Origin of the sequence: Flavobacterium commune (genome assembly GCF_001857965.1) — a bacterium.
Classification (GTDB): Bacteria; Bacteroidota; Bacteroidia; order Flavobacteriales; family Flavobacteriaceae; genus Flavobacterium; species Flavobacterium commune.
In genome coordinates, this window is sequence record NZ_CP017774.1 from 835,416 (window position 1) to 860,433 (window position 25,018).

At 35.3% G+C, this 25,018-nt stretch carries 24 protein-coding genes; 11 read left to right on the plus strand and 13 right to left on the minus strand.

What is annotated here, in order from left to right; genetic code table 11:
• Positions 1-3: 3 nt before the first annotated feature.
• The 3 genes from fusA to rpsL form a co-directional block, all read right to left on the minus strand.
• Positions 4-2,160: an elongation factor G gene (gene fusA / locus BIW12_RS03595; protein ID WP_071183847.1), complete on the minus strand. Its 2,157-nt coding sequence runs from the start codon at positions 2,158-2,160 to the stop codon at positions 4-6.
• Between the two features lie 10 nt (positions 2,161-2,170).
• A complete protein-coding gene (gene rpsG / locus BIW12_RS03600) occupies positions 2,171-2,647 on the minus strand; it encodes a 30S ribosomal protein S7 (RefSeq protein ID WP_012022493.1) in 477 nt (158 codons plus the stop codon).
• A 116-nt stretch (positions 2,648-2,763) separates the two neighbouring features.
• Positions 2,764-3,147, minus strand: coding sequence for a 30S ribosomal protein S12 (gene rpsL, locus BIW12_RS03605; protein ID WP_007136570.1), 384 nt, complete (start codon positions 3,145-3,147; stop codon positions 2,764-2,766).
• A 253-nt stretch (positions 3,148-3,400) separates the two neighbouring features.
• On the opposite strand from rpsL, the gene BIW12_RS03610 reads away from it, so the two are divergent.
• The 4 genes from BIW12_RS03610 to rlmB all read left to right on the plus strand — a co-directional run bounded on the left by BIW12_RS03610 (position 3,401) and on the right by rlmB (position 10,009).
• Positions 3,401-6,589 (plus strand): SusC/RagA family TonB-linked outer membrane protein, encoded by a 3,189-nt coding sequence (locus tag BIW12_RS03610; RefSeq protein WP_071183848.1) that lies wholly within the window; start codon positions 3,401-3,403, stop codon positions 6,587-6,589.
• Between the two features lie 10 nt (positions 6,590-6,599).
• Positions 6,600-8,294 carry a SusD/RagB family nutrient-binding outer membrane lipoprotein gene (locus BIW12_RS03615; protein ID WP_071183849.1) on the plus strand — a complete coding sequence of 565 codons (1,695 nt, stop codon included), beginning with the start codon at positions 6,600-6,602 and terminating at the stop codon, positions 8,292-8,294.
• A gap of 15 nt (positions 8,295-8,309) precedes the next feature.
• Positions 8,310-9,209, plus strand: a complete 900-nt coding sequence (locus BIW12_RS03620; RefSeq protein WP_071183850.1) for a hypothetical protein — start codon at positions 8,310-8,312, stop codon at positions 9,207-9,209.
• Between the two features lie 65 nt (positions 9,210-9,274).
• A complete protein-coding gene (gene rlmB, locus BIW12_RS03625; RefSeq protein ID WP_071183851.1) occupies positions 9,275-10,009 on the plus strand; it encodes a 23S rRNA (guanosine(2251)-2'-O)-methyltransferase RlmB in 735 nt (244 codons plus the stop codon).
• A gap of 63 nt (positions 10,010-10,072) precedes the next feature.
• On the opposite strand, the gene BIW12_RS03630 is transcribed toward rlmB, so the two are convergent.
• Positions 10,073-10,846: a rhomboid family intramembrane serine protease gene (locus tag BIW12_RS03630; RefSeq protein WP_071183852.1), complete on the minus strand. Its 774-nt coding sequence runs from the start codon at positions 10,844-10,846 to the stop codon at positions 10,073-10,075.
• A gap of 222 nt (positions 10,847-11,068) precedes the next feature.
• Between BIW12_RS03630 and BIW12_RS03635 the strand changes: the two genes are divergently transcribed.
• Positions 11,069-12,346: a replication-associated recombination protein A gene (locus BIW12_RS03635; protein WP_071183853.1), complete on the plus strand. Its 1,278-nt coding sequence runs from the start codon at positions 11,069-11,071 to the stop codon at positions 12,344-12,346.
• A gap of 115 nt (positions 12,347-12,461) precedes the next feature.
• On the opposite strand, the gene BIW12_RS03640 is transcribed toward BIW12_RS03635, so the two are convergent.
• The 5 genes from BIW12_RS03640 to BIW12_RS03660 all read right to left on the minus strand — a co-directional run bounded on the left by BIW12_RS03640 (position 12,462) and on the right by BIW12_RS03660 (position 16,920).
• On the minus strand, positions 12,462-13,220 hold the full coding sequence (locus BIW12_RS03640; protein ID WP_071183854.1) for a hypothetical protein: 759 nt from the start codon (positions 13,218-13,220) through the stop codon (positions 12,462-12,464).
• 93 nt (positions 13,221-13,313) lie between these two features.
• Positions 13,314-14,003 (minus strand): YjjG family noncanonical pyrimidine nucleotidase, encoded by a 690-nt coding sequence (locus BIW12_RS03645; protein ID WP_071183855.1) that lies wholly within the window; start codon positions 14,001-14,003, stop codon positions 13,314-13,316.
• Positions 14,004-14,012: 9 nt separating this feature from the next.
• Positions 14,013-14,705 carry a RadC family protein gene (radC, locus tag BIW12_RS03650; RefSeq protein ID WP_071183856.1) on the minus strand — a complete coding sequence of 231 codons (693 nt, stop codon included), beginning with the start codon at positions 14,703-14,705 and terminating at the stop codon, positions 14,013-14,015.
• Positions 14,706-14,827: 122 nt separating this feature from the next.
• Entirely contained in the window at positions 14,828-16,183 is a 1,356-nt protein-coding gene (locus BIW12_RS03655; protein WP_071183857.1) for a UDP-N-acetylmuramate--L-alanine ligase, read from the minus strand.
• Between the two features lie 38 nt (positions 16,184-16,221).
• Positions 16,222-16,920, minus strand: a complete 699-nt coding sequence (locus BIW12_RS03660) for a tetratricopeptide repeat protein (RefSeq protein ID WP_071183858.1) — start codon at positions 16,918-16,920, stop codon at positions 16,222-16,224.
• 140 nt (positions 16,921-17,060) lie between these two features.
• Between BIW12_RS03660 and BIW12_RS03665 the strand changes: the two genes are divergently transcribed.
• Positions 17,061-18,050 carry a glycosyltransferase family protein gene (locus BIW12_RS03665; protein WP_071183859.1) on the plus strand — a complete coding sequence of 330 codons (990 nt, stop codon included), beginning with the start codon at positions 17,061-17,063 and terminating at the stop codon, positions 18,048-18,050.
• Positions 18,051-18,134: 84 nt separating this feature from the next.
• Here BIW12_RS03665 and obgE read toward each other — a convergent pair whose 3' ends face one another.
• The 4 genes from obgE to hpt all read right to left on the minus strand — a co-directional run bounded on the left by obgE (position 18,135) and on the right by hpt (position 21,777).
• Positions 18,135-19,136, minus strand: a complete 1,002-nt coding sequence (gene obgE, locus BIW12_RS03670; protein WP_071183860.1) for a GTPase ObgE — start codon at positions 19,134-19,136, stop codon at positions 18,135-18,137.
• A 149-nt stretch (positions 19,137-19,285) separates the two neighbouring features.
• Positions 19,286-20,557 (minus strand): hemolysin family protein, encoded by a 1,272-nt coding sequence (locus BIW12_RS03675; protein WP_083382040.1) that lies wholly within the window; start codon positions 20,555-20,557, stop codon positions 19,286-19,288.
• 89 nt (positions 20,558-20,646) lie between these two features.
• The gene (locus BIW12_RS16550; protein WP_071183861.1) at positions 20,647-21,219 is read right to left on the minus strand and encodes an adenylate kinase; all 573 of its coding nucleotides are present in this window, start codon (positions 21,217-21,219) and stop codon (positions 20,647-20,649) included.
• A gap of 27 nt (positions 21,220-21,246) precedes the next feature.
• Positions 21,247-21,777 (minus strand): hypoxanthine phosphoribosyltransferase, encoded by a 531-nt coding sequence (gene hpt / locus BIW12_RS16555; protein ID WP_071183862.1) that lies wholly within the window; start codon positions 21,775-21,777, stop codon positions 21,247-21,249.
• Between the two features lie 100 nt (positions 21,778-21,877).
• Between hpt and BIW12_RS03690 the strand changes: the two genes are divergently transcribed.
• The 5 genes from BIW12_RS03690 (at position 21,878) to purE (ending at position 25,007) form a co-directional block, all read left to right on the plus strand.
• Positions 21,878-22,435, plus strand: a complete 558-nt coding sequence (locus tag BIW12_RS03690; protein ID WP_071183863.1) for a hypothetical protein — start codon at positions 21,878-21,880, stop codon at positions 22,433-22,435.
• A gap of 33 nt (positions 22,436-22,468) precedes the next feature.
• The gene (locus BIW12_RS03695) at positions 22,469-22,717 is read left to right on the plus strand and encodes a DUF6364 family protein (protein ID WP_071183864.1); all 249 of its coding nucleotides are present in this window, start codon (positions 22,469-22,471) and stop codon (positions 22,715-22,717) included.
• Positions 22,707-23,135, plus strand: a complete 429-nt coding sequence (locus tag BIW12_RS03700) for a type II toxin-antitoxin system VapC family toxin (RefSeq protein WP_071186113.1) — start codon at positions 22,707-22,709, stop codon at positions 23,133-23,135. The genes BIW12_RS03695 and BIW12_RS03700 overlap by 11 nt, the downstream gene beginning before the upstream one ends.
• Before the next feature lie 12 nt (positions 23,136-23,147).
• Positions 23,148-24,299, plus strand: coding sequence for a 5-(carboxyamino)imidazole ribonucleotide synthase (locus BIW12_RS03705; protein ID WP_071183865.1), 1,152 nt, complete (start codon positions 23,148-23,150; stop codon positions 24,297-24,299).
• A 222-nt stretch (positions 24,300-24,521) separates the two neighbouring features.
• Entirely contained in the window at positions 24,522-25,007 is a 486-nt protein-coding gene (gene purE / locus BIW12_RS03715; RefSeq protein ID WP_071183867.1) for a 5-(carboxyamino)imidazole ribonucleotide mutase, read from the plus strand.
• Positions 25,008-25,018 lie beyond the last annotated feature (11 nt).

A 25,018-nucleotide genomic window follows, 5' to 3' on the forward strand; every position in this document is an offset into this window, starting at 1 on the left:
AGATTAAGCGTTTCCTTTTGCTTTTTTGATTACTGCTTCTGAAATATTAGAAGGCGTTTCTGCATAGTGAGAGAATTCCATTGTAGAAGTAGCTCTACCAGAAGACAATGTTCTCAATGTAGTTACATATCCAAACATTTCTGACAAAGGCACATCAGCTTTAATAGTTTTCGCACCATTTCTATCACCCATGTCATTAACCTGACCTCTACGGCGGTTAATATCACCTACGATATCTCCCATGTTTTCTTCTGGTGTAATAACCTCCATTTTCATGATTGGCTCAAGAATTACAGCTCCAGCAGCCTTAGCCACTTCTCTATAACCCATTCTAGCTGCTAATTCAAAAGAAAGAGCATCAGAATCCACAGGGTGGAAAGATCCGTCTAACAAAGTCACTTTCAAACTATCAACTTGGTACCCAGCTAAAGGACCAGTTTTCATAGCCTCTCTGAAACCTTTTTCAACAGCAGGAATATATTCTTTAGGAACGTTACCACCTTTTACTTCATTCACAAACTGTAATCCTACAGGAACTTTACCATCAACCTCATCAGCAGGCTCAACTCTAAATACGATATCACCGAATTTACCACGACCTCCAGATTGTTTTTTGTAAACCTCTCTATGTTGAGCAGATTTTGTAAACGCTTCTTTATACTCTACCTGAGGCTCACCTTGGTTAACCTCAACTTTAAATTCACGTTTCATACGATCTACCAAGATATCCAAGTGAAGCTCACCCATACCTGAGATAATTGTTTGACCTGAAGCCTCATCAGTTCTAACAGTAAATGTTGGATCTTCCTCAGCTAATTTAGCCAAAGCCATACCCATTTTATCTACGTCAGCCTTAGTCTTAGGCTCAATAGCAATACCAATTACCGGCGCAGGGAATTTCATAGACTCAAGAATAATTGGGTGTTTTTCATCACACAATGTATCTCCAGTTTTGATATCTTTAAATCCAACAGCAGCTCCAATATCTCCAGCCTCGATATACTCGATTGGGTTTTGTTTGTTAGCATGCATTTGGTAGATACGAGAAATTCTTTCTTTGTTTCCTGAACGAGTGTTCAAAACATAAGAACCAGCATCTAAACGACCAGAATAAGCACGGAAGAAAGCTAAACGACCTACGAATGGGTCAGTAGCAATTTTAAACGCTAAAGCAGCGAATGGCTCTTTTACATCTGGTTTACGTAAGATTTGAGTTTGATCCTCCTCTAACAATTCAGCATCATCCGGATGAATTCCTTTGATACCTTCTTTATCCATTGGAGAAGGCAAATATTTACAAACTGCATCTAACATGAATTGAACTCCTTTATTTTTGAAAGAAGACCCAGCAATCATAGGAATGATAGCCATATCCATAGTAGCAGCTCTTAACGCATTGTTGATTTCTTCCTCTGTAATAGAGTTTTCATCTTCCATATACTTATCTAAAAGATTCTCGTCATAAGTAGCGATTTCTTCGATAAGGATAGAACGATAATGCTTCACATCATCAATCATATCAGCTGGAATATCAACGATATCAAAAGTAGCACCCTGAGTTGCATCATGCCATACAATAGCTTGATTCTTCACCAAGTCAACCACCCCTTTGAAATCATTTTCTTCACCAATTGGCAAAGTAATAGCAACAGCGTTTGATTTCAACATATCTTTAACTTGTTGACAAACCGCCAAGAAGTTAGAACCCTGACGGTCCATTTTGTTTACGAATCCCATACGAGGAACTCTATATTGATCAGCAAGTCTCCAGTTAGTCTCTGATTGAGGCTCAACACCATCAACAGCAGAAAACAAGAAAACCAAACCATCAAGTACACGTAAAGAACGGTTTACCTCTACAGTAAAGTCAACGTGCCCAGGAGTATCAATAATATTAAAGTGGTATGGTAATGATTCCGGCAACAATTTACCTTGCTCAGTTGGGAAATTCCACTCACAAGTTGTAGCAGCCGAAGTAATAGTAATACCTCTTTCTTGCTCTTGTGCCATCCAGTCCATTGTTGCAGCACCATCGTGCACCTCACCAATTTTATGAGATTTACCCGTGTAAAAAAGAATACGCTCAGTAGTTGTTGTTTTACCAGCATCAATATGAGCAGCAATTCCGATATTTCTTGTATATTTTAAGTCTCTAGCCATTTCTTACGAATTAAAATCTAAAGTGAGAGAATGCTTTGTTAGCTTCTGCCATTTTGTGAGTATCCATTCTTTTCTTAACAGCCGCTCCTTCTTCTTTAGCCGCAGCTAAACATTCTGAAGCTAATCTTTGAGCCATAGACTTTTCATTTCTTCTTCTAGCATAAAGGATTAACCATTTCATTGCCATAGAAATTTTTCTGTCTGGGCGAATTTGCATTGGAATCTGGAATGTAGCTCCACCAACTCTACGGCTACGTACTTCTACGTGAGGCATAACGTTTGTTAAAGCATCTTTCCAGATTTCTAATGAAGTTTTTTCGTCATTTTGCTTTTTAGTTTCAATGATATCAATTGCATCATAAAAAACTTTAAAAGCTGTAGATTTTTTACCATCCCACATTAAGTTATTCACAAAACGCGTTACCAGTTGGTCATTAAACCTTGGATCTGGTAAAAGTGGTCTCTTTTTTGCCGCTCTTTTTCTCATGTCTTTTTTTTAATAAAAAGTTATGGGGTATCCGCTAAATGTTATGTGTTACAGATTTCTACTTACGTTTCAACCCTAACCCTTAACTCCTAACCTCTAACTCTTAACGTTTTAAATTACTTTTTTGCTTCTTTTGGGCGTTTAGCACCATACTTAGATCTTCTTTGCGTTCTTCCAGCAACACCTGATGTATCAAGCGCACCACGAACGATGTGATATCTAACTCCTGGTAAATCTTTTACCCTTCCACCCCTAACTAATACTATCGAGTGCTCTTGTAGATTGTGACCTTCACCAGGGATGTAAGCATTCACTTCATTACCATTAGTCAAACGTACACGCGCTACTTTACGCATCGCTGAGTTTGGTTTTTTTGGTGTAGTAGTGTAAACACGCGTACAAACTCCTCTTCGTTGAGGGCAAGAATCTAAAGCAACCGATTTACTCTTCTTAGTTATCTGAGTTCTTCCTGTTCTTACTAATTGTTGAATTGTTGGCATAATTAATACTAAAAATTATTATGTAAATATAAATCCCGCTTTTTACGGGGTTGCAAATGTATAAATTATTTTTTACTCTACAAATGTTAATTCATTAATTTTCAACCAGATTATCTTCTTTGCGTTTTTCAACAAACAAACACCCACCCCAAAACCACAACAAACTTCTTTTTCAAGACAAAAAGAAGCATAAATATTAGGATATTTAACAATAATTTAAGATTTTTGCTAATAAGAACCCAAATTATCAAAAATGAAACCAAAACTCAAAGTAATATTATTGCTATTTACAGCAATAATAACACAGCTTTCTTATTCACAGGAAAGACTTGTAACTGGAACCGTTTCAGACAACACCGGAATACCACTACCTGGTGTAAGCATCTTAGTCAAAGGAACACAATCCAGTACACAGTCTGATTTTGACGGTAAATTCAACATCAAAGTTGCTCCGACACAAACTCTAGTTTTTAGCTACATTGGTATGAAAACCCAAGAAATACCAGCTAATTCAACAAGCATTTCAGTAAAACTCCTAGACGACTCTATTGAACTTGAAGGAGTTGTCATTACTGCTTTTGGAATAAAAAGAAATCCTAAAGACTTAGGCTACTCGGTAAGCTCTATAAAAACAGAAGAAATCACCGAAAACTCCGAACCTGATTTAATACGTTCGCTCTCAGGCAAAGTAGCGGGAGTTAATGTAAATATTTCCAGCGGAGTAGCAGGAGCGGCCAACCAAATTACAATAAGAGGCGTCAATACCTTTACTGGAAACACCCAACCTCTTATCGTTGTTGATGGTGTAACCTATAACAACACCTCTGTTACCACATCCAACCAATCTACAGGAGGCGGAGCATACGAATCAGCATTATCTACCTTGGATCCAAACGACATTGCATCCATAAATATTCTTAAAAGTGCAGCGGCATCGGCGCTATACGGTTCGAGAGCTGTAAACGGTGTTATTGTTATCACCACTAAGTCAGGATCTGCTAAGTCAGCAAAAACAAATAAATCAACCGTAACTTTTGGCTCTGGTATTTATTTTGAAAACATTGCTAACCTTCCCGATTACCAAAACAAATACGGAGCAGGCGCTAATTTTAAATACAGTGAAACTTCTAATGGCTCTTGGGGACCTGCTTTTGGAAAAGCAGGAGTCGTTTACAACTTAAATGATGACGGCACCATTCCAACATGGGCAACCGTTGCTGAAGTAGCTCCGGAATTAGGATCTACCGTTCCTTATGTTGCCAAACCAAACAACGTAAAAGATTTGTTTCGCACAGGTCTAGTAGCAGACAACACCCTAGGCTTTAACTACACTGGGCAAGATGGCAGTTTCAATACTACTATTTCCAACTTAAACCAGGACGGATACATCCCTTACAATACTTACGACAGAACTTCTATTTCTATTGGTGGAAATTTCAATCTTTCAGACAAATTTACCATTGGTGGAAACATGAGCTTTTCTGACACTAAACAAATTGGAGGATTTTTTGGAGACGATTCTTTTGTTGACGAAGCAGTTGCTCCATCATTCGCAAGAACACTATTCATAGCCAGAAACTGGGATTTAAACCTACCTTTCGAAAATCCTGTAACCGGGAAATCAGTAACCCCAAACGGCAATCAATTTGATCATCCTCTGTGGTCATGGAAACACGACAAAATCACCACCAATACCACCAGAACAGTAGCTGGCGTTAATATGAATTACAAATTTAACGAACACATCTCTGCTTCTTACCGTATGGGTTACAATAAATACGACTTAAATCGTCAGGAAATTAGAGACAAAGGTTCTCTCGCTTACGGTGGAATTGGTGTTTTAAAAACAGAAAACTTTAACAATGAAGATATCGAATCTACCCTGTTAATTAATTTCAACTATCAATTATCCAAAGACATTGGACTAACAGCCATACTTGGAAACAACATTCTGCAAACAAAAACAAGCAGAACCAGTTATTTAGGAAAAGAATTTATCGTTCCTGATATCTTTAATATGCGAAACACTAAAAACATCTCCAGCCTTTATGATGAGGGAGACATAAAAAGGAATGCCGGGATATTTGCCGACCTTACTTTCTCTTATAAAGATTACTTCTTTATAAACGCTACAGGACGTAATGATTTTTCTTCTACTCTGCCTGCTAACAACAATTCTTACTTTTATCCGTCTGTTAGTGGTTCGCTTATTGTAACAGACGCCCTAAAACTAGACAGCAAAGTACTGACATTTGCTAAACTTCGTGGAGGCTATGCTAAAGTAGGTAATGATGCTGCTGCCGAATTTTTAAACTCAACCTTATTAATTGGAGATGCTTACAATGAAAATCCGGTTATTGGAAACAATGATTATTTATCTGATCAACAAATAAAACCTGAATTCACTCAGGAATATGAAATTGGTGCTGATTTAGAATTCTTTAACAGACGCATTGCTCTGGATTTCAGTTTATACAAAAAACGCACAACTGACTTAATTACCGAAGTTAGCGTTCCTGTTTCTAGTGGATTTTTATCTTACAACACCAATGTAGGAGAAATGGAAAACAAAGGAATCGAAGTAGGCCTTACTCTAGTCCCAATTAAATCACAGGATTTCAAATGGACTCTTTTCTCAACTTTTACCAAAAACAAAAACAAGGTAACTAAAATTGCCGAAGGTCTGGACAGAAGTCCAATAGACATTGATCAAGTAGGTTACATCATTCAGGGAGAAGCTTTTGGTACTTTTTACGGAACAAAATTTGCAAGAGACAACGAAGGAAATTATCTAATTGATCCATCAAGCGGTGGTATTCTTGCAGCTACTGAAACAGGTATTATTGGGGATCCAAATGCCGATTTCAAAATGAGTTTTATCAATACCTTCAAGTATAAAAATATAAGTTTAAGAACTCAATTTGACTGGAAACAAGGTGGCGATATCCATTCAACAACCATAGAAAGTCTATTAGGAAGAGGAGTTACCAGAGACACAGAAGACAGAGAACACACTTACATCATTCCAGGGTATTTAGGAAACACTGACGGAACTCCAATGCTAGACAGCAACGATCAAAAAATTCCTAATACGACTCAAATCACAATGAATGATTTGTATTTCTCTCCCGGAACAAACGGAAATACATTTGCAATCAACAGTGTTGATGAAGCAACAGTATATGACGGAACCGTATTTAGATTAAGAGAAATTAGTCTAACCTACGATTTTCCTTCTCAATTATTAAAAAAATCATTTTTAGACAAAGCAAGCTTAAGTATATTAGGTAGCAACCTTTGGTATTTTGCTCCAAACGTACCAAAACATACAAATTTTGACCCTGAAGTAACTAGTTTTGGATCTAACAGATTACAAGGAGTTGAAGTAACATCAGCCCCAACAGCCAAAAGACTAGGATTAAAATTGAACTTAACCTTCTAAAAAGAACATCATGAAACTGCTAATAAAATCAAGAAAAAATACCTCAAAATTTGTGGTGTTATTGAGTTCGATACTCTTTTTAAGTTGTAATGACTATATGGATGTTAACACTGACAAAGACAATCCAACAACGGCTCCTTTAAGCTTCTTACTTACAGGAACACAAGTAGATTTAAACAAAACCACCAACTTTTTAGATCAATCAGGTAATGTTTTGCAAGTTTACACCCATCAAATGACCGCAAGGGAGGAACAAGATCAATATGGAGCCAAAGTAAACAATACCGGAGTTCAAAATGACTGGCAAAATCTTTACCTGACCCTTACAAATATCGAAACTCTTATTTCACAAGCTCAAGAATCAGAAGATTTAATCTATGTAGGAATTGCACAAATGCAAAAAGCTTATTTAATGTCGGTTGCAGTAGACCTATGGGGAGACGTTCCTTTTTCAGAAGCCAATCAACTCAAAAACGGCATTATAGCTCCTAAATTTGATGATCAGGAAGAAATCTACGCCGCTGTATTTGAACTAATCGAAACCGCTAAAACAAATTTAAAAAGCAACCAAGGTTCTAAACCAAAAGCGGATGATTTATTCTATGGTGGAGATACTGAAAAGTGGGTACGTTTTGCTAATACTTTTAAATTAAAACTATACAATCAAACCCGCTTAACAACAAACTTTGATCAAGATGGTCTTGATGCTTTAATTGCCGAAAACAACTTCTTCAAGTCTATTGATGATGATTTTGAATTTAAACACACTAAAAACATATCACCTACAGACGAAAGAAACAAATTATTTCTGGAATCATACAATAGCTCTCAATTTGGCACCTACATGAGTCCATGGTTCTATGAAATACTTATGGGAATGAATCCAAATATTCACCATGAAAATCCTGATCCCCGAATTAAGTATTATTTCTATAACCAACTTGAAGCCGGAGAATTACCTGAATTAGCAGACGAGGATACAGGCGATCCAAAAGCGGATTATTGGGATGCTAATACTGGTTTTTTCAGTATCCGTTTTGGTAGCCAGGGTCCCTGGAGAGATTTTAGCGCAGAAAATTCAAATACTTACCCTGGTATTTTTCCATGCGGAGGAAGATATGATGATGGCGAAGGAGAAACTATGGATGCGACAACTGCAACAGGTGTAGCACCTCACAGAATATTAACCTACGATGAATTTTTATACATTCAAGCCGAATTAATTCAAGCTGATTTACTAAACGGAAACGTAGCCACAAAACTGCAGGAAGCAATGGAAGCCAGTTTTGCAAAAGTGGATCAAGTAGTAGTTAATAGCGGAACCACACAAGTTGTACCTAAATTAGTAGGAAGTACAGAAGTGGAAGATTTCATAGACAATATAATTACCGAATTCAACAGTGGAAACGATAATAAAAAGCTTGAAATTATCATGACTCAAAAATGGGTAGCCACTTTTGGAGACCCAATGGATCAATACACGGATTACCGAAGAACCGGATTTCCTGTTTTAGCAAATCCTAACTCAACATCAGGTGAATACCAGTTAAACAACGAAGATGATTTTCCATTAATTGATTCCGAAACGATACTCAATACAGCCTATCCACGTTCATTATTTTGGCCACAGAGCGAATTAAACGTAAACAAAAATGCTCCGGCTCAAAAAACACCCGGGACTTACAAAATCTTTTGGGAAAACTAATCAAAATAAAGAGTCATGAAAAAAATTCAACACATAATCACGATACTCTGCTTATTATTTTTACTCCCATGTTGTGAAAACGACGGAGGAGATTCTAAAATAAGCACACAAAAAGGAGCGCTGCCTAATATCCAAAAATTAGAAAACAGTGATAGTTTTATTGATCTAGTTGCTGTACAAAATAATCAGGAAATCAATTTAGGTTTCTCTGTTGATTTAGCCATTGGTAAAATTTCTTCAATGGATATAATTGGTCTATACATTAAATCTGACGGAACAATAATTAAAGCTACTCTAGCTTCAAATATCACTTCTTTTCCTGTTTCATTTAATCTTAATCGCAACGATTTATATGATGCCTTTGAAAATCTAAACAGTTCTGAAGATTTTGCCACAGGAGACCAATTAATTATTTCAGCTGACATAACTTTGAAAGATGGCACTGTTTTAAAAATAATGAATGATGATGGGACTAATAATTTCAGTTCTAACATTGCAACTTCTAATTTGTACAAAGTATTCCAAACGTACAATGTTTCTTGTCCATCTTATTTAGCTGGCACATACAACTACAGCACCACTAATATAGGAGATGGTTCTTATTTTACATCTGACGTTTTTACTGGAACTGTTACGTTTGAAGATCAAGGAGGGGGAGTTTATATAATTTCTGACGGAACCTTTGGCGGTTACACTGCCTTATATGACGAAACAGCAATTGGTGTGGAACTAAAAGACATTTGTAACCAAATTTCATTTCAAGGATCAAATCAATATGGCGACACTTTCACTATGTCCAATCTAGTTGTAAACGGAAACAAATTAACTTTTCATTGGGAAACCTCATTTGGAGAATTTGGAGACACCACTTTAACCAGAACAGACAACACTAATTGGCCTAATTTGACCCTATAAAACAAGCTATTTATATAAAAAAATCCATCCTAAAACGGGATGGATTTTTTTTATATATTTGCGCCATGGAAAAAGAACATCAAATATTCGGAATTAGAGCCATTATTGAAGCTATTCAGGCTGGAACAACAATAGACAAAGTATATATTCAAAAAGAAGCCTCTGGTGAATTGATGAAAGACTTGATGAAAGTCATGAAACGCGCTAATGTCAATTTTTCTTATGTTCCTGTTGAAAAACTAAACAAACTCACTCCTAACAACCATCAGGGTGCGGTAGCTTCTATCTCCCCTATTTCGTTTTTTGATTTAGAAACTTTGATTGAAACAGTTATCGAAAACGGTAAAAAACCATTGTTCTTAATTTTAGACCAAATCTCGGATGCCCGTAATTTCGGTGCTATTATCAGGACTGCCGAATGTACCGGAGTAAACGGAATCATTATCCAAAAATCAGGATCAGCTCCTGTAAATGGAGACACTGTTAAAACATCTGCCGGTGCAGTTTTCAATATTCCAATTTGTAAAGTAGAGCACATTAAAGATGCTATTTTCCTTTTGCAGGGAAGTGGAATCAAAACCGTTGCTGCAACTGAAAAAACAGACGACACTATTTATAATGTTAACATGAACGAACCAGTAGCCATTATCATGGGTTCTGAAGATCGTGGAGTAAATCCATCAGTATTAAAAATTGTTGACGAAAAAGCTAAACTACCTATGTTTGGAACGATTGGTTCTTTGAACGTATCTGTAGCCTGTGGTGCCTTTTTATACGAAGTGGTAAGACAGAGAAGTTAAAAATTTTAGAATTCAGTCCCGATAGCTATCAGGATAGATTTTAATTAAAATAAAAAAGGCGAATTAAGACTCAGGTTTTGATTCGTCTTTTTCTTTTGGGACAATTTCATAATTCACTTCCTGATTTGAAATATAGTAATTCTGAAAACCATCCAATTCCTCCACTTCTTCTTTTGGAGGATTTACAAAATTACCGTTTTCATCAAATCGCTGCATAAACTTATCCTCTGCCGGATTATAATCAGGCATTTCCCATTCGTATTTAGGCACCTTTTTATACTCAGGCGTTTGATACAAAACTGCTAAAACAAAACCTGTAATCAATCCGGCCAAATGCCCTTCCCAGGAAATACTATTATCCACCTCAGGAAAAACGTACCAGATCATTCCGCCATACATCATAATTACTGCCAAAGACAAAGCCACCAAACGATAATATTGTGTCATTATTCCTTTAAAAAAGATAAAAGCAAACAACACATAAATCAATCCGCTGGCGCCAATGTGATAACTTTCCCTCCCAATTAACCAGGTTAAAATACCCGAAAACAAAATACCGTAACCAATAACTTTAATAGACAATTTCGAATAAAAAAACTGTAAAGCTGCCAACAAAACCAAAAGCGGAATGGAGTTATTGTAAAGATGGTTCAAATCGGAATGGATAAACGGGCTAAAAATTACACCTTGCAATCCTGAGAAAATCCGCGGATAAATTCCTTTTTCTACAAAGTCAAAATCAAAACGAATTTGGAGCCAATAAACAAACCACAACGTCAACACAAAAAAAAGTGGGAGTGCTACAACCGCGTTTGTAAATTTGAAATGTTTATCCATTTGTTTCTTTTTGAAAAATTCAATCAATTATGTAACCAAAGTCAAGATAATGCTATTTTGTCAGGAATTAATTTATTTTATTTCAAAAAGAAATTAGACCACTTAACACGCACGTATTTTAGCCCAGATCGAAGCGGCATCCTTTTATCTCGTTAACCAAACGAGATAAAAGATATAGTGGAGAGCTGGAATAGCTTCAAATAAAAATAGTAATTTTACGGCATGGAAGCACCACTAGCAGAACGCATACGCCCGCAAAAACTGGACGAATACATCAGTCAATCCCATTTGGTTGGGCCAAATGGTTCTTTGACACAACAAATTTCCAAAGGAATTATTCCGTCATTAATATTTTGGGGACCACCGGGAACGGGGAAAACCACCTTGGCACAAATTATTGCGCAGGAATCGCAACGTCCGTTTTTTGTCTTAAGCGCCATTAATTCGGGGGTAAAAGACATTCGTGATGTAATAGAAAAAGCCAAACAATGTGGCGGACTTTTCACTGCCAAAAACCCAATTTTATTTATTGATGAGATTCATCGTTTTAGCAAATCACAGCAGGATTCACTACTGGCTGCTGTCGAAAAAGGTTGGATTACACTAGTTGGTGCCACAACTGAAAATCCGAGTTTTGAGGTCATTCCCGCTTTGCTTTCGCGCTGTCAGGTTTATGTCTTAAATGCCTTTACCAAAGCTGATTTGGAATCCCTATTGGAACGTGCAATGAAAACGGATGTTTATTTAAAAACCAAAAACATCCGATTAAACGAAACCGAAGCTTTGTTGCGACTTTCAGGCGGAGATGGACGCAAACTATTAAATATTTTCGAATTGGTCGTAAATGCTTCGGCTGGAGACGAAATTATCATCACAAACAATCGTGTTCTTGAATTGGTTCAACAAAACACAGTTTTGTATGACAAAAGTGGTGAACAACATTATGACATTATTTCGGCTTTTATCAAATCCATTCGTGGAAGCGATCCCAACGGTGCTGTTTATTGGTTAGCCCGTATGATTGAAGGCGGCGAAGATGTAAAATTTATTGCCCGAAGATTGCTGATTTCAGCCAGTGAAGACATCGGAAATGCCAACCCAACAGCCTTAATTATGGCCAATAATACATTTCAGGCGGTTACGACTATTGGCTATCCCGAAAGCCGTATTTTACTGAGCCAATGCGCTATTTATTTGGCTACCTCACCTAAAAGCAATGCTTCCTATATAGCAATAAATAGCGCACAACAAATAGTGAAACAAACCGGAGATTTATCTGTTCCAATCCATTTGCGAAACGCACCAACTAAATTAATGAAAGAACTGGGATATGGCGAAGAATATAAATATTCGCACGAATATGCTAATAATTTTGCAGAGCAGGAATATTTACCCGAAGAAATTAAAAACACTCCTATATATGTTCCCGGTGATAATTCCAGGGAAAAAACAACCCGGGAATTTCTTAAAAACCGCTGGAAAGACAAATACGGCTATTAAGAAAGTTAGAAATTAGAAGTCAGAGGTTAGAAGTAAAAAAACAGATTTCAGACTAGATGATTAACATTCTTAATCTGAAATCTGAACCCGATAGCTATCGGGACTGAAATCTGAACTAAAACTTAACGTTTATCTTTTCGGAAACTAATTGATCATTTTGATAATATTCAAAAAACCATTGGTTTTCTTTTTTAATCAAAACACCTTGCTGATTTCCTTTTTGAGCTAAGAAAGAATTAGCATCAGAGGTTTTATAAAGTTTAATCACCACACTTGGTTTGCTGTCAATAAGCTGGTAATTTCCTCCTGCAAGTGGCTGTGCAAAAAGCAATTCGTTTGGATCAATAACAACAGCTGCTACCGATTGTGGTACTGTTTCCACTTTCTCTACTTTTTCAATCTTCTCTACTTTTTCCTGTCTTGCCGGTTTTGCTTCTACAGCAACATTTGTTCCGCCATTGTACTGGTATTCTAGTTCATAAACCGAAGTAAAAGCCTTATTTAAAGCATCCGTATAAGCTAATTGAAATTCTTTTTCTCTACTCATACCTACTTCTGATTGATAGACAATTTTGCCATAGCAATCTTTAAATGTAATGTATAATTTTGTTGTTAAAAAGGCATTTTCTTTTACTATATCATAATTCAACACAGCACATCTGTTAATGTCATTTGGAACAACCTGGTTCGAATAATACACATCAAAACCCACTTTATTCAAATTAAACTTAGATAAAGTTGCCAAACGATATTGATTTTCTGATTTTAAAAATTCGTATTTTAAAGGTACAACTACCGTTTTATAATCGTTTAAAGATTGTGCAAATCCAAAGCTGGAAACCAGTAATAAAAGCAATAAGAATTGTTTTTTCATATTAAGTTAATTTTGATTGTTGTTAGTTTATAGTATATAGATTGTGTCTTATTCAATTAGTTGCTTCAAAGATTACTATCAATAAAAAATAATTTACAGGTAATTTTTAAGTTCTAATAAATGATTGATTTGTTTAATATTATTATCTACAAGCTGTTTACTTTCGTTAAAATAAATAGCATCAATTCCCGCTTCTAAAGCTCCTAAAACATCCGCTTCAATGGAATCGCCAATCATGATACTGGTTTCTTTTTTGGCTTTTGCCAAATCCAAAGCATATTCAAAAATAATAGGATTCGGTTTTTTAACTCCAGCCATTTCCGAATTGGTAACAGTCGAAAAATAAGTATTTAAATTAGCATTTGTAAGCTTCTTAACTTGTACATGAGCAAAACCATTGGTAATGACGTGCAACTTGTACTTTTTGTTCAGATATTCCAAAATTTCAAAAGTCCCTTCAAAAAGATGATTGTTCTCAGTCAACAAATCGATGTACTGATTCGAAATAACATCAATTTCGGCATCTGAAATCTCATAACCAATCGCATCAAAGGATAATTTCAATCGATTGTAACGCAACTGCTGATGTGTAATTTTATCGTATTGATACAATTTCCAACAGGCCTGATTAATCGGAATATAATGAGCAATAAATGAATAGATGTTTACTTCAGGATGACTTTGAGCAAAAATAGTCTCAAAGGTTATTTTCGAATTTTTATCAAAATCCCAGAGGGTATGATCCAAATCAAAAAACACATCTTTTATATTATCAATTCTCATTTTTACTTTTTAAAAAATCCCTTCATCCACAAAGCTAAAATATTTTGTCTCAGTCACAATCAAATGATCCAAAACTTTAACATCTAGACTATCTCCTGCTTGTTTCAATTTCTTAGTAATTTGTTTATCGGCATCACTTGCAACTAAAGCCCCTGATGGATGATTATGACACAATATCAAAGCAGTTGCGCCTTTTTCGAGTGCCATTTTAAAAACCAAACGCACATCTACAATTGTTCCTGTAATACCGCCTACGCTAATTTGTGCTTTCGAAATCACCTTATTGGAATTATTCAGATACAAAATCCAAAATTCCTCATGTGGCAATTCGCCAATAATGGGTTGCATGATTTCAAAAACAGTCTTACTCGAAGTAACCTTAGTTAATTCAACAGCTTCCTCTACTCTTCTTCGTCTTCCCAGTTCCATGGCGGCAATTATCGAAATCGCCTTTGCCTCACCTATACCCTTAAATTCCATCAATTGCGCCATAGACAATTTGCCAAGGCTATTCAAATTATTAGCTACTTTGGACAAAATCCTTTTGCTTAAATCAACCGCAGATTCGTTCCTGCTTCCAGAACCAATTAAAATAGCAATTAACTCGGCATCACTTAAAGCACTTTTGCCTTTGAGCATCAATTTCTCTCTAGGCTTATCGTCTTCAGACCAATTGGTAATAGGGAAATGATTGTTTTCCATAGCAAAAGATTCAGTTTACAACAACTCACATATAGTAAATATAGTACTAAATCTTTTAAACACAAACTCGTAACTCCTCTAAATTGAGATTCCTATGGAAAGACAAACTTTGAAGTTAGTTTTTATTCAATCAAACCTTTTACTTCATCAAAATTCAATCCACCATAATTTCCAGAACTCATCAATAATAAAGCAGAATTATCCAGTTTTAAATTGAAAAGATATTCTTTAAACTCAGCAGGATTAGTATAAATAATCAAATCTTCACGATTGAATGCTTTGGCAATTTGCTCATAAGTTACTTCTTCCAATTGCTTAATTTTTACCGCATCGGGAGAATAAAACACAACCGCTGTATCGGCATTAGCTAAAGCCCCTTCGTATTCTTTCAAGAACTCGGCGTTCAAACTGCTGTAAGTATGCAGCTCTAAACAAGCCACGACGGTTCTATCCGGATACTGTTCCTTTACGGCTTTTGTAGTTGCAGAAACCTTAGATGGAGAATGTGCAAAATCTTTGTAAGCTACTTTTGTTTTGCTTTCAGCAATTTTTTCCAAACGCTTCGAAGCTCCTTTAAAACTCGCAATCGCTTCATGAAAATCGGCTTCATCCACACCCATATTTTGACAAATCCATTTGGCTCCAGCCAAATTATTCAAATTGTGTGCTCCAAATACCTCTATTGGCATATCACCTTCCGGAGTTTCTAATAAAGTTGTTCCGTTTTCTACTCTGTAATTTGGTGTAGAATAAGGTATTTTTCGAATTGGATTTGTAGCTGCTTCTGCTACTCGTTTAACTTCGGGATCATTTTCGTTGTAAACTAAAATTCCGCCATTGGTAATTTTATCAATAAAAATTTCAAACTGTTCCACATAATTTTCATACGTTGGAAACACATTGATATGATCCCAGGCAATTCCTGAAATCAGAGCGATATTAGGTTGGTACAAATGAAATTTTGGTCGTCTGTCAATTGGCGAAGACAAATATTCATCACCTTCCAAAACCATGAAATCATTTTCTTCGGTAAGATGCACCATCGTATCAAAACCTTCTAATTGTGCACCCACCATATAATCCACTTCAATATCGTGGTAATGCATGACATGCAAAATCATTGAAGTAATAGTAGTTTTTCCATGTGAACCACCAATAACTACACGGGTTTTATTCTTAGATTGTTCGTATAAAAACTCAGGATACGAGTAGATTTTCAATCCCAATTCCTGAGCTTTCAACAATTCAGGATTATCGGCTTTGGCATGCATTCCTAAAATAACAGCATCAATATCAGCAGTGATTTTTTCAGGAAACCAACCTAATTCAGCGGGTAAAATTCCTTTTTTCTCTAAACGTGATTTCGAAGGTTCAAAGATAGCATCGTCACTTCCTGTAACCTGATATCCTTTGTTGTGTAATGCTAATGCCAGATTGTGCATGGCACTTCCGCCAATAGCTATAAAATGTGTTTTCATATTAATTATTCGCTTATGCGTAAGTTTATTTTCCTTAATTAATTGTCGCTTTTCTTTTTATACTCTTCTAAAACCGCTTGAGCCTTATCAGGAGATTTCATTTTATTGGCATACAAATTAGCCAATTTTTGATAGGTTTTCTTCGAATTCCCCACAGCTATTGCCTTTTTATAATGTTGCTCGGCTTTTGTGTATCTTTTAAAATATTCATCGATATGCCCTCTGGATAAATGACCGTCAACAGCGGATATTTGCAACAGTTCATTCGAATACTGAATGGCTTTTTTCTCACTTCCTCCCAAAATTCCCGGCAATTGAAGATTCAATTCAATCAAAGCCCATCTGGCTTCAATGTGTTTTGGATTTAGCTGTATTGCTTTTTCAAAATTCGTCCGCACTTCGTCAATCATTCCTAATGCCTTGAATTTATTCACTTCTAAAGCTTTCATTCCTAAAACACCGCCGTATTTAAAATAAAAATTAGCCTCAGAAGGTTTGGCTTTCTTCAGTTTTCCGTAATACAACAAGGCTTCATCCCAAGCTTTACTGCGTCCTGCAATATCCCCTAAACATTCCATGATTTTTATATTGGATGGATTTTTTTTCAAAAGAACTTCAAACATAGGCTTAGCCTGTTCGAATTTTCCTTCTTCAAATAATTGCTGGGCTTTCTCAAAATTTGCCTGAGAAAAAACCACTATAGGAAATAAAAATAATAACAGCAGAATGTGTTTCATTTTCCAAAAATAAGCAAATTTAAAAGGATTATAAAAACTTTATCTCTTATAAAAACAATAAATAGTAACCTAATAGAAATCTTAAAACAACCTTTTAATAACATCTCTAATTTACTTTCGTAAGATGAAAATTCAGAAATATGAAAATATTCTATGCCATACAGGCAACAGGAAATGGGCACATCAGTAGAGCAACACAATTGTATCCTTATCTACAAAAATTTGGTAAAGTAGATTTTTTTTTAAGTGGAAACAATGCCAGTTTAGACATCAAATTACCCATAAAATTCAAGAGTAAAGGTTGTAGTTTACACTACAGCAAATGTGGCGGATTAAATTATTGGGACATTCTTAAAAACATTAAACCACGCCAAATATACAAAGATGCCGATGCGCTTCCGTTAAAAAATTATGATGTAATCATCAATGATTTTGATTCTATTACTTCCCTTACTTGTAAAATGCAAAAAGTACATTCGGTTCAGTTAGGACATCAGGCGAGTTTTATTTCTGCCAATACTCCCAGACCCGAAAAAAAGAGCATAATGGGCGAAATGATTCTGAAACATTATGCGCCATCTCCTAAGAACATTGGCTTACATTTTGAAAAATACGACTCTTTTATTCTTCCTCCCATCATCAAAGATGAGATTGTTCAAGCCGAACCAACCAACTTAAAACACATCACGGTTTACTTGCCTTCTTTCGATAAAGATTGTCTCGAAAAAGCGTTCAACAAAGTAAAAGACGTGCAATTTCACTGGTTTCTACAAGGAGTAGAATTCAAACACACTATTGGAAATATTACCTATTTTCCGGTAAATCAAAAAAAATTTAACAACAGTTTAATTTCCTGTGAAGGAATCATCACGGGCGGTGGTTTTGAAACTCCAGCCGAAGCTTTACACTTGGGCAAAAAAATCCTTTCTATTCCTATCAAAAAACATTACGAACAAGAATGTAATGCAGCAGCATTGAAAAGAATGGGAGTTCCTGTGGTTTATGAAGTTGGAAAAAACTTTGAAACAATTATAGAAAATTGGCTCAACCAGGATATTATTTATCCAAAAATGCAAGCCAATAACATCCCTGAAACTTTGCAATATTTGTTTGATACATATAGAGAATAAGAAAAATATTGATTTTTTTTAAAACAAAAAAACCACTAAAGAACTCAATTCCTTAGTGGTTTTTATATATTGTAAAAATGTTATTTACTCATTCAACATTTTCCAAAGTTTATCTTTCAATTCTGTTAATCCTTGTTGGGCAACAGAAGAAATAAACAAATAAGGAACATCTTTGAAAGCAGCATCCAATTCTACTTTTAGCTCAGCTCTCAATTCATCATCCAGCATATCGCATTTAGTAATGATTAAAAGGCGTTCTTTGTCTAACATCTCGGGGTTGTATTTGGTCAATTCGTTAACCAAAATATCGTACTCCGCTTTAATGTCCGGCGTATCTACAGGAACCATAAACAGCAACGTAGAGTTACGCTCAATATGACGCAGGAAATAATGTCCCAAACCTTTTCCTTCGGCTGCTCCTTCAATAATCCCCGGAATGTCGGCAATTACAAAAGATTGAAAATCTCTATAGGCGACAATTCCAAGATTTGGTTTTAAAGTCGTAAACGGATAATCAGCAATTTTTGGCTTAGCAGAAGTCAAAACCGATAATAAAGTAGATTTTCCTGCATTTGGGAACCCAACTAAACCTACATCGGCCAAAACTTTCAATTCCAGAATAACGTCCATTTCTGTACCCGGCAACCCTGGCTGAGCATATCTTGGAGTCTGATTTGTAGAACTTCTAAAATGCCAGTTTCCTAAACCTCCTTTACCTCCCTGGCAAAGAATTCTTTTCTCTCCATGTTCAGTAACTTCAAATAAAACTTCACCCGTTTCTTTGTCTTTCACAACAGTTCCTAATGGCACTTCGATAATTTTATCTTCTCCATCAGCTCCGGTACTTCTATCTCCTCCACCGTCTCCACCGTGACCCGCTTTAATATGGCGTGCAAATTTCAAGTGAAACAAAGTCCAAAGTCCTTTATTTCCGACTAAATAAATGTGTCCTCCACGACCACCATCACCACCATCTGGTCCTCCATACTGGATGAACTTTTCTCTATGTAAATGCGTAGAACCTTTTCCTCCTTTTCCGGATGAAACAAATATTTTTACGTAATCTACAAAATTTCCTTCTGTCATTTTTTTAAGTGTTCAGTCATCAGTTTTTAGTATTCAGTTTCAGATTGCTCCAAATTAAAACTAAATCTTTCGACAATTTAATTCATTTTTCAATGTTCATTTTTTTAATCGCAAAAACTGCCAACTAAAAACGGGAACACTGAATACTTTTATTTTAGGGCTTTCACCATTACTTTATCAATCTTCACACCATCCATATCGATGACCTCCAATTCAAATCTGTGCCATATCAATTTTTCTCCTTGTTTTGGAATACGTGACAATTCGGTCATGATTAATCCGCTTACAGTTGTTACTTCATAATCGCTTAACAATTCGTCCAAATCAAAATAAGTCAAGAAATCATGTAACGAATAATGTCCGTCAACTAACCAACTGCCATCTTCCCTTTCAATCAATTGGAAATCTTCTTTATAAAAATCAGATGCGTTACCCACCAATGCTTCCAGAATATCATTCAACGTGATTATCCCTTGAAAAACACCGTATTCGTCAGCAATAACAGCATAATGAATCCCTGTCTTTTTAAAGTTTTCCAATGCGTTATAAGCCGTTGTGTACTCCATTAAATAAGGCGGCTCTGTCATGATACTTTCCAATTTGAAATTTTCTTTCTCAATGGTAGCAAAAATATTTTTCAGACTCACCACACCTACAATCTCATCAAAATTATCCTTATACACCGGATAAAAAGAATGTAATTCCTGAAGCATAAACTCTTTGACCTGACTTTTATTCGAATCTAATGGTAACATCACCACCGAATTTCTATGGGTCATCAACGAATTTACTTTACGGTCTCCAATATGAAAAACACGCTCCACAATATCCTGTTCAATCTCTTGAACTTCCCCTACCTCAGTTCCTTCCTTAATAATAGCTTTAATTTCTTCTTCAGTAACTTTCCCATCTGCCGTTGGTCTTATTTGAAGAACATTCAATAAAAACTCGGTCGAATGGGTCAACATCCAAATAAATGGAGCGGTAACAATCGAAACTATTTTCATTGGCATGGCAACTCCTTTTGCAATCGCTTCAGGATAATTCAAGCCAATTCTTTTGGGCAATAATTCACCTAATACTAATGAGAAAAAAGTCAATACTACCACCACAATTCCTACTGCGATAGAATGCGCTTGAGGTTTTAAAATTGCAAAACCCGAAACAAAAACTTCTACATCAGTCGTAATCTTATCACCACTAAAAATACCGGTCAAAATTCCGATTAGCGTAATCCCAATTTGAACTGTTGACAGAAATTTATTTGGCGAATTAGCCAAATCCAGCGCTATTTGTGCACTATTATTTCCTTTTTTAGCAGAATTTTCCAGTCTTGATTTCCTTGCCGAAATCAATGCAATTTCGGACATCGAAAAAAGTCCGTTAAGTAAAATCAAAAAAAGAATTATAAATAGTTCCATTCAGTATGTTGCTAGTTTAAAAATTTAAAGTTTAAGGTCGCTAAAATAACTCTAGCAACTTTAAACTTTAAACATCAAACATTTTTTATTTACAAATTGTCAATTACATTACTTAAACGCTCTGTAATTTCAGCAATAGATCCAATACCGTTTACTGCATAAAATTTATTTTGCTCTTTATAAAATCCAATAAGAGGTGCTGTTTTCTCATTGTATTCCTGATATCTGTTACGAATTTTTTCTTCGTCCTGATCATCAGCTCTTCCAGAAGTTTTACCTCTTTCTAATAATCTGGCTACAAGAATTTCATCATCAGCTTCTAATGCAATTGTAGCTGTAATTTTTTGATTTTTTGTAGTCAAAAAAGCATCCAAAGCTTCTGCCTGAGCAATTGTTCTAGGAAAACCATCAAATAAGAAACCTGCAGAATCCGGATTAGCTTCCACTTCACTTTGCAACATTTTAATTGTCACTTCATCAGGAACTAATTCACCCTTATTGATATAGGTTTGCGCTAATTTTCCCAGTTCAGTTTCATTTTTGATATTAAATCTAAAAATATCACCTGTTGAAAGATGAGTCAAATTGTATTTCCCTTTTAAAAACTCTGCCTGAGTTCCTTTTCCTGCTCCTGGTTTCCCAAATAAAACAATGTTAGTCATAAACTTTTTTAATTTTTATTTAATGATTTATTCTTTTAACTGATATACTTCCGGTAAATTCCTGCCTAAACCATCATAGTCCAAACCAAAACCTACTATAAATTTATTTGGAATCTGAATTCCAATATAATCAATTTTAACCTCTTTTTTATAAGCTTCAGGCTTAAAAAAAAGAGTCGCTATTTTAAAATGTTTCAAGTTTTGTTTCTTAAACAAAGCTTTCAACTCAACAATAGTGTGACCAGTATCGATAATATCTTCAATCACCACAACCGAACGCCCCGTTAAATCCTGATTCAAACCGATTAATTCTTTCACCTTTTCAGTTGACGACAATCCGTTATAAGAAGCCATTTTCACAAAACTCACTTCGCATGGTTTTTTATAACTTTTTACAAAGTCGGAAACCACCATGAAAGAACCGTTCAAAACACCAACAAAAACCGGAATTTCATCAACAAAATCATCTGCAATCTGAGCTGCCATTTTCTGGATAGCAAAGTCAATTTCTTCGGCAGAAATAAACGGAACAAATTGTTTATCGTGAAGTTGAATCATTATTTTTTATTTTAAAATAATGCGCAAAGATAGGGATTTCGAAATTGAGTTTTACAATTGATTCTTAATTTGTATTTTTAATGCCATTTCTTACAAAACCATGAGTGAATTAGCCACAATTATTGCACAAACAACAGGATATAAAAACAGCCGACAAGCCGCTGCCAATTACATCATGAAACACACTGAACTGATGGATGATTTTATGCAAATTTGTTTCGAAAACACCAATCCTGACCATTACAAAGCCTGTTGGGTCATGGAATTGATTGCTTTAGAAAAACTGGATTCCTTTCAAAATTACCTGCCTTTAATTTGTTCTAAAAGCAAAACACTCTCTAATGAAAGTGCTATCAGACCACTTTCAAAAGTTATTTTTCTACTCATCGAAGCACATTATAAAACTCCGAAAAATGAAATTCATTTTACCGAAACCCAACGCCAAGAACTCATCGAAATTAATTTTGACTGGCTTATAACCGATACAAAAGTCGCTTCAAAAGTGTATGCCATGCGTAGTTTGCTGCTTTTAGGAAAAGAATACCATTGGATTCATCCCGAATTGCAAACCATTTTAGCTAAGGATTTCAGCACGCATACTGCAGCTTACAAATCGGTTTCTAAGCATATTTTGAAGAAAATAAACCATCAAAAATAATTATTACGTACATTTGTAAAAAATATACGTATCATGAACACTAAGCTCACTTTATCGTTAGAAAAAGAAGTCATAGAACAGGCAAAATCCTATGCTAAAAAAACGGGCAGAAGTTTATCTGAACTAGTGGAAAGTTATTTTAAAAATCTGACTGAAAAAACAGAAAAAGAAGACGATATTCATCCGAAAGTTAAAAAATTGATTGGAAGAATCACTCTTCCAGAAGATTTTGATGAGAATAAAGCAAGGGATGACTACTATAAAGAGAAATATGGTATTTAATCAGATTTTTTTAGATACCAATATTTTAGTAGATATTGTCGCCAATAGAAAACCTTTTTCTAAGGATGCAATCGAAATTTTCGATCATTGTCAGAGAAAAAAAATCAAAATGTATTCGACTTCCATTTCAATTGCCAACTTACATTATATAGCAAAAAAAATTGTTGACGAAAAAGAACTTCGATCTATTATTGACGATTTACTAGACACTATTTCTATAATTCCAATTACGGAAACTATTTTGAGAAAAAGTCTAAAATCGAGTCATAAAGATTTTGAAGACGCCATTCAAATTACCGCTGCGCAATCCATTCACAACATGGACTGCATTGTTACAAGAGATTTAAAAGATTTTAAAAATTCGGAAATTAAGGTTTTCACACCTGATGAATTTTTAACTAAAACAACAATATTATAATTATTTTACAAGATGAATTATTTTTCTTCTGATTTTAAATTAGGAATTCTGGGAGGCGGACAATTGGGAAAAATGCTCTTATTCGATACTAGAAAATTCGACATACAAACTTACGTTTTGGATCCAAGCGATGAGGCTCCCAGCCGAATGGCTTGCAACCAATTTTTTAAAGGCGATTTAATGGATTTTGACACCGTTTATCAATTTGGTAAAAAGGTCGACGTACTTACTTTCGAAATCGAATTGGTTAATTTAGAAGCTTTAGAAAAACTGGAAGACGAAGGTCTAAAAGTATATCCTTCTCCAAAAACACTGAGAAAGATTCAGAATAAAGGAACTCAAAAAGATTTCTACACAGAGCATTCCATCCCTACAGCAGCCTACAAACGCTTTAATGATTTAAAAAGTCTTGTGGTGCAAATTTTAGATTCTAAGCTAAAAATGCCTTTTGTATGGAAATGCACTGAATTTGGATATGACGGTAATGGAGTAAAAATCATCCGTGAAATTGCTGATTTAGATCATCTTCCTAATGTAGAATGTATTGCCGAAGAAATGGTTCCGTTCAAAAATGAGTTGGCAGTTATCGTTTGTCGCAATCCATCGGGAGAAATCAAAACTTACCCTGTGGTCGAAATGGAATTTCATCCCGAAGCTAACCAGGTAGAATATGTAATTTGTCCTGCACGAATAGACGAAAAAGTAGCCGAAAAAGCCCGAGCTATTGCATTGAATGTTTCTCAAAACTTCAATCATGTTGGACTTTTAGCTGTCGAAATGTTCCAAACGCATGACGACCAAATTATAGTAAATGAGGTTGCTCCTCGCCCACACAATTCAGGACACTATTCTATCGAGGCAAGTTACACCTCTCAATTCGAAAACCATTTACGTGCTATTTTAGATTTACCTCTTGGAAATACAGATAGTAAAGTGGCCGGGATTATGGTAAATTTAGTAGGCGAAGAAGGTTTTTCAGGAAATGTAGTATACAAAAACATCGAGAAAATATTAGGATGGTACGGCGTTACGCCACACATCTACGGTAAAAAAGAAACGCGTCCTTTTAGAAAAATGGGACACGTAACCATTGTAAACGAAAACATGACCGAAGCAAGAAAAATTGCCGAGGATGTAAAGAATACGATTAGAGTAATTGCATAAATGGATATACTAGATTTTATAATAAATTTATTAAATCTTACTGATTCAGAAAATCTTGTAAAGAAAAATTGGAATGTTTTCTCTGATAAAAATGAATATTTAGGAGAAAGAATAATTAGCTTTTTTGCAGTTATTTTATTAATTGCAGTTTATCTATTTCTAATAGCACTTACATTATACATAATCTATTATTTATTTTTAAATAAAAAACAATAAAAACAAATGAGCAAAGTAGCCGTAATCATGGGAAGTATCTCTGACATGCCAGTCATGCAGGAAGCCATCAACATATTAAAAGAATTTGGAATCGAAACAGAAGTAGATATTGTTTCGGCACACAGAACACCTGAGAAATTATTCGATTTTAGTAATAATGCGCATCAAAGAGGAATTTCGGTAATTATTGCCGGTGCCGGAGGTGCGGCTCATTTACCAGGAATGGTTGCTTCGATGTCACCGCTTCCTGTAATTGGGGTTCCTGTAAAATCAAGCAATTCTATTGATGGCTGGGATTCTGTTTTATCTATTTTACAAATGCCGGGCGGTGTTCCAGTAGCTACTGTTGCCTTAAACGGAGCAAAAAATGCCGGAATCTTAGCGGCACAAATCATCGGAAGTGCTGATGCTACAGTTTTAAACAAAATCATTGACTATAAAGAAAACTTAAAAGAAGCTGTAATTAAAGCTTCTGAAAGCTTAAAGAAATAAAATAATTTAAC

Excerpts from the sequence above, each read along its gene's own strand:
- fusA (WP_071183847.1), bottom strand. The coding sequence starts at position 2,160 with ATGGCTAGAGACTTAAAATATACAAGAAATATCGGAATTGCTGCTCAT.
- rpsG (WP_012022493.1), bottom strand. The coding sequence starts at position 2,647 with ATGAGAAAAAGAGCGGCAAAAAAGAGACCACTTTTACCAGATCCAAGG.
- rpsL (WP_007136570.1), bottom strand. The coding sequence starts at position 3,147 with ATGCCAACAATTCAACAATTAGTAAGAACAGGAAGAACTCAGATAACT.
- BIW12_RS03610 (WP_071183848.1), top strand. The coding sequence starts at position 3,401 with ATGAAACCAAAACTCAAAGTAATATTATTGCTATTTACAGCAATAATA.
- BIW12_RS03615 (WP_071183849.1), top strand. The coding sequence starts at position 6,600 with ATGAAACTGCTAATAAAATCAAGAAAAAATACCTCAAAATTTGTGGTG.
- BIW12_RS03620 (WP_071183850.1), top strand. The coding sequence starts at position 8,310 with ATGAAAAAAATTCAACACATAATCACGATACTCTGCTTATTATTTTTA.
- rlmB (WP_071183851.1), top strand. The coding sequence starts at position 9,275 with ATGGAAAAAGAACATCAAATATTCGGAATTAGAGCCATTATTGAAGCT.
- BIW12_RS03630 (WP_071183852.1), bottom strand. The coding sequence starts at position 10,846 with ATGGATAAACATTTCAAATTTACAAACGCGGTTGTAGCACTCCCACTT.
- BIW12_RS03635 (WP_071183853.1), top strand. The coding sequence starts at position 11,069 with ATGGAAGCACCACTAGCAGAACGCATACGCCCGCAAAAACTGGACGAA.
- BIW12_RS03640 (WP_071183854.1), bottom strand. The coding sequence starts at position 13,220 with ATGAAAAAACAATTCTTATTGCTTTTATTACTGGTTTCCAGCTTTGGA.
- BIW12_RS03645 (WP_071183855.1), bottom strand. The coding sequence starts at position 14,003 with ATGAGAATTGATAATATAAAAGATGTGTTTTTTGATTTGGATCATACC.
- radC (WP_071183856.1), bottom strand. The coding sequence starts at position 14,705 with ATGGAAAACAATCATTTCCCTATTACCAATTGGTCTGAAGACGATAAG.
- BIW12_RS03655 (WP_071183857.1), bottom strand. The coding sequence starts at position 16,183 with ATGAAAACACATTTTATAGCTATTGGCGGAAGTGCCATGCACAATCTG.
- BIW12_RS03660 (WP_071183858.1), bottom strand. The coding sequence starts at position 16,920 with ATGAAACACATTCTGCTGTTATTATTTTTATTTCCTATAGTGGTTTTT.
- BIW12_RS03665 (WP_071183859.1), top strand. The coding sequence starts at position 17,061 with ATGAAAATATTCTATGCCATACAGGCAACAGGAAATGGGCACATCAGT.
- obgE (WP_071183860.1), bottom strand. The coding sequence starts at position 19,136 with ATGACAGAAGGAAATTTTGTAGATTACGTAAAAATATTTGTTTCATCC.
- BIW12_RS03675 (WP_083382040.1), bottom strand. The coding sequence starts at position 20,557 with ATGGAACTATTTATAATTCTTTTTTTGATTTTACTTAACGGACTTTTT.
- BIW12_RS16550 (WP_071183861.1), bottom strand. The coding sequence starts at position 21,219 with ATGACTAACATTGTTTTATTTGGGAAACCAGGAGCAGGAAAAGGAACT.
- hpt (WP_071183862.1), bottom strand. The coding sequence starts at position 21,777 with ATGATTCAACTTCACGATAAACAATTTGTTCCGTTTATTTCTGCCGAA.
- BIW12_RS03690 (WP_071183863.1), top strand. The coding sequence starts at position 21,878 with ATGAGTGAATTAGCCACAATTATTGCACAAACAACAGGATATAAAAAC.
- BIW12_RS03695 (WP_071183864.1), top strand. The coding sequence starts at position 22,469 with ATGAACACTAAGCTCACTTTATCGTTAGAAAAAGAAGTCATAGAACAG.
- BIW12_RS03700 (WP_071186113.1), top strand. The coding sequence starts at position 22,707 with ATGGTATTTAATCAGATTTTTTTAGATACCAATATTTTAGTAGATATT.
- BIW12_RS03705 (WP_071183865.1), top strand. The coding sequence starts at position 23,148 with ATGAATTATTTTTCTTCTGATTTTAAATTAGGAATTCTGGGAGGCGGA.
- purE (WP_071183867.1), top strand. The coding sequence starts at position 24,522 with ATGAGCAAAGTAGCCGTAATCATGGGAAGTATCTCTGACATGCCAGTC.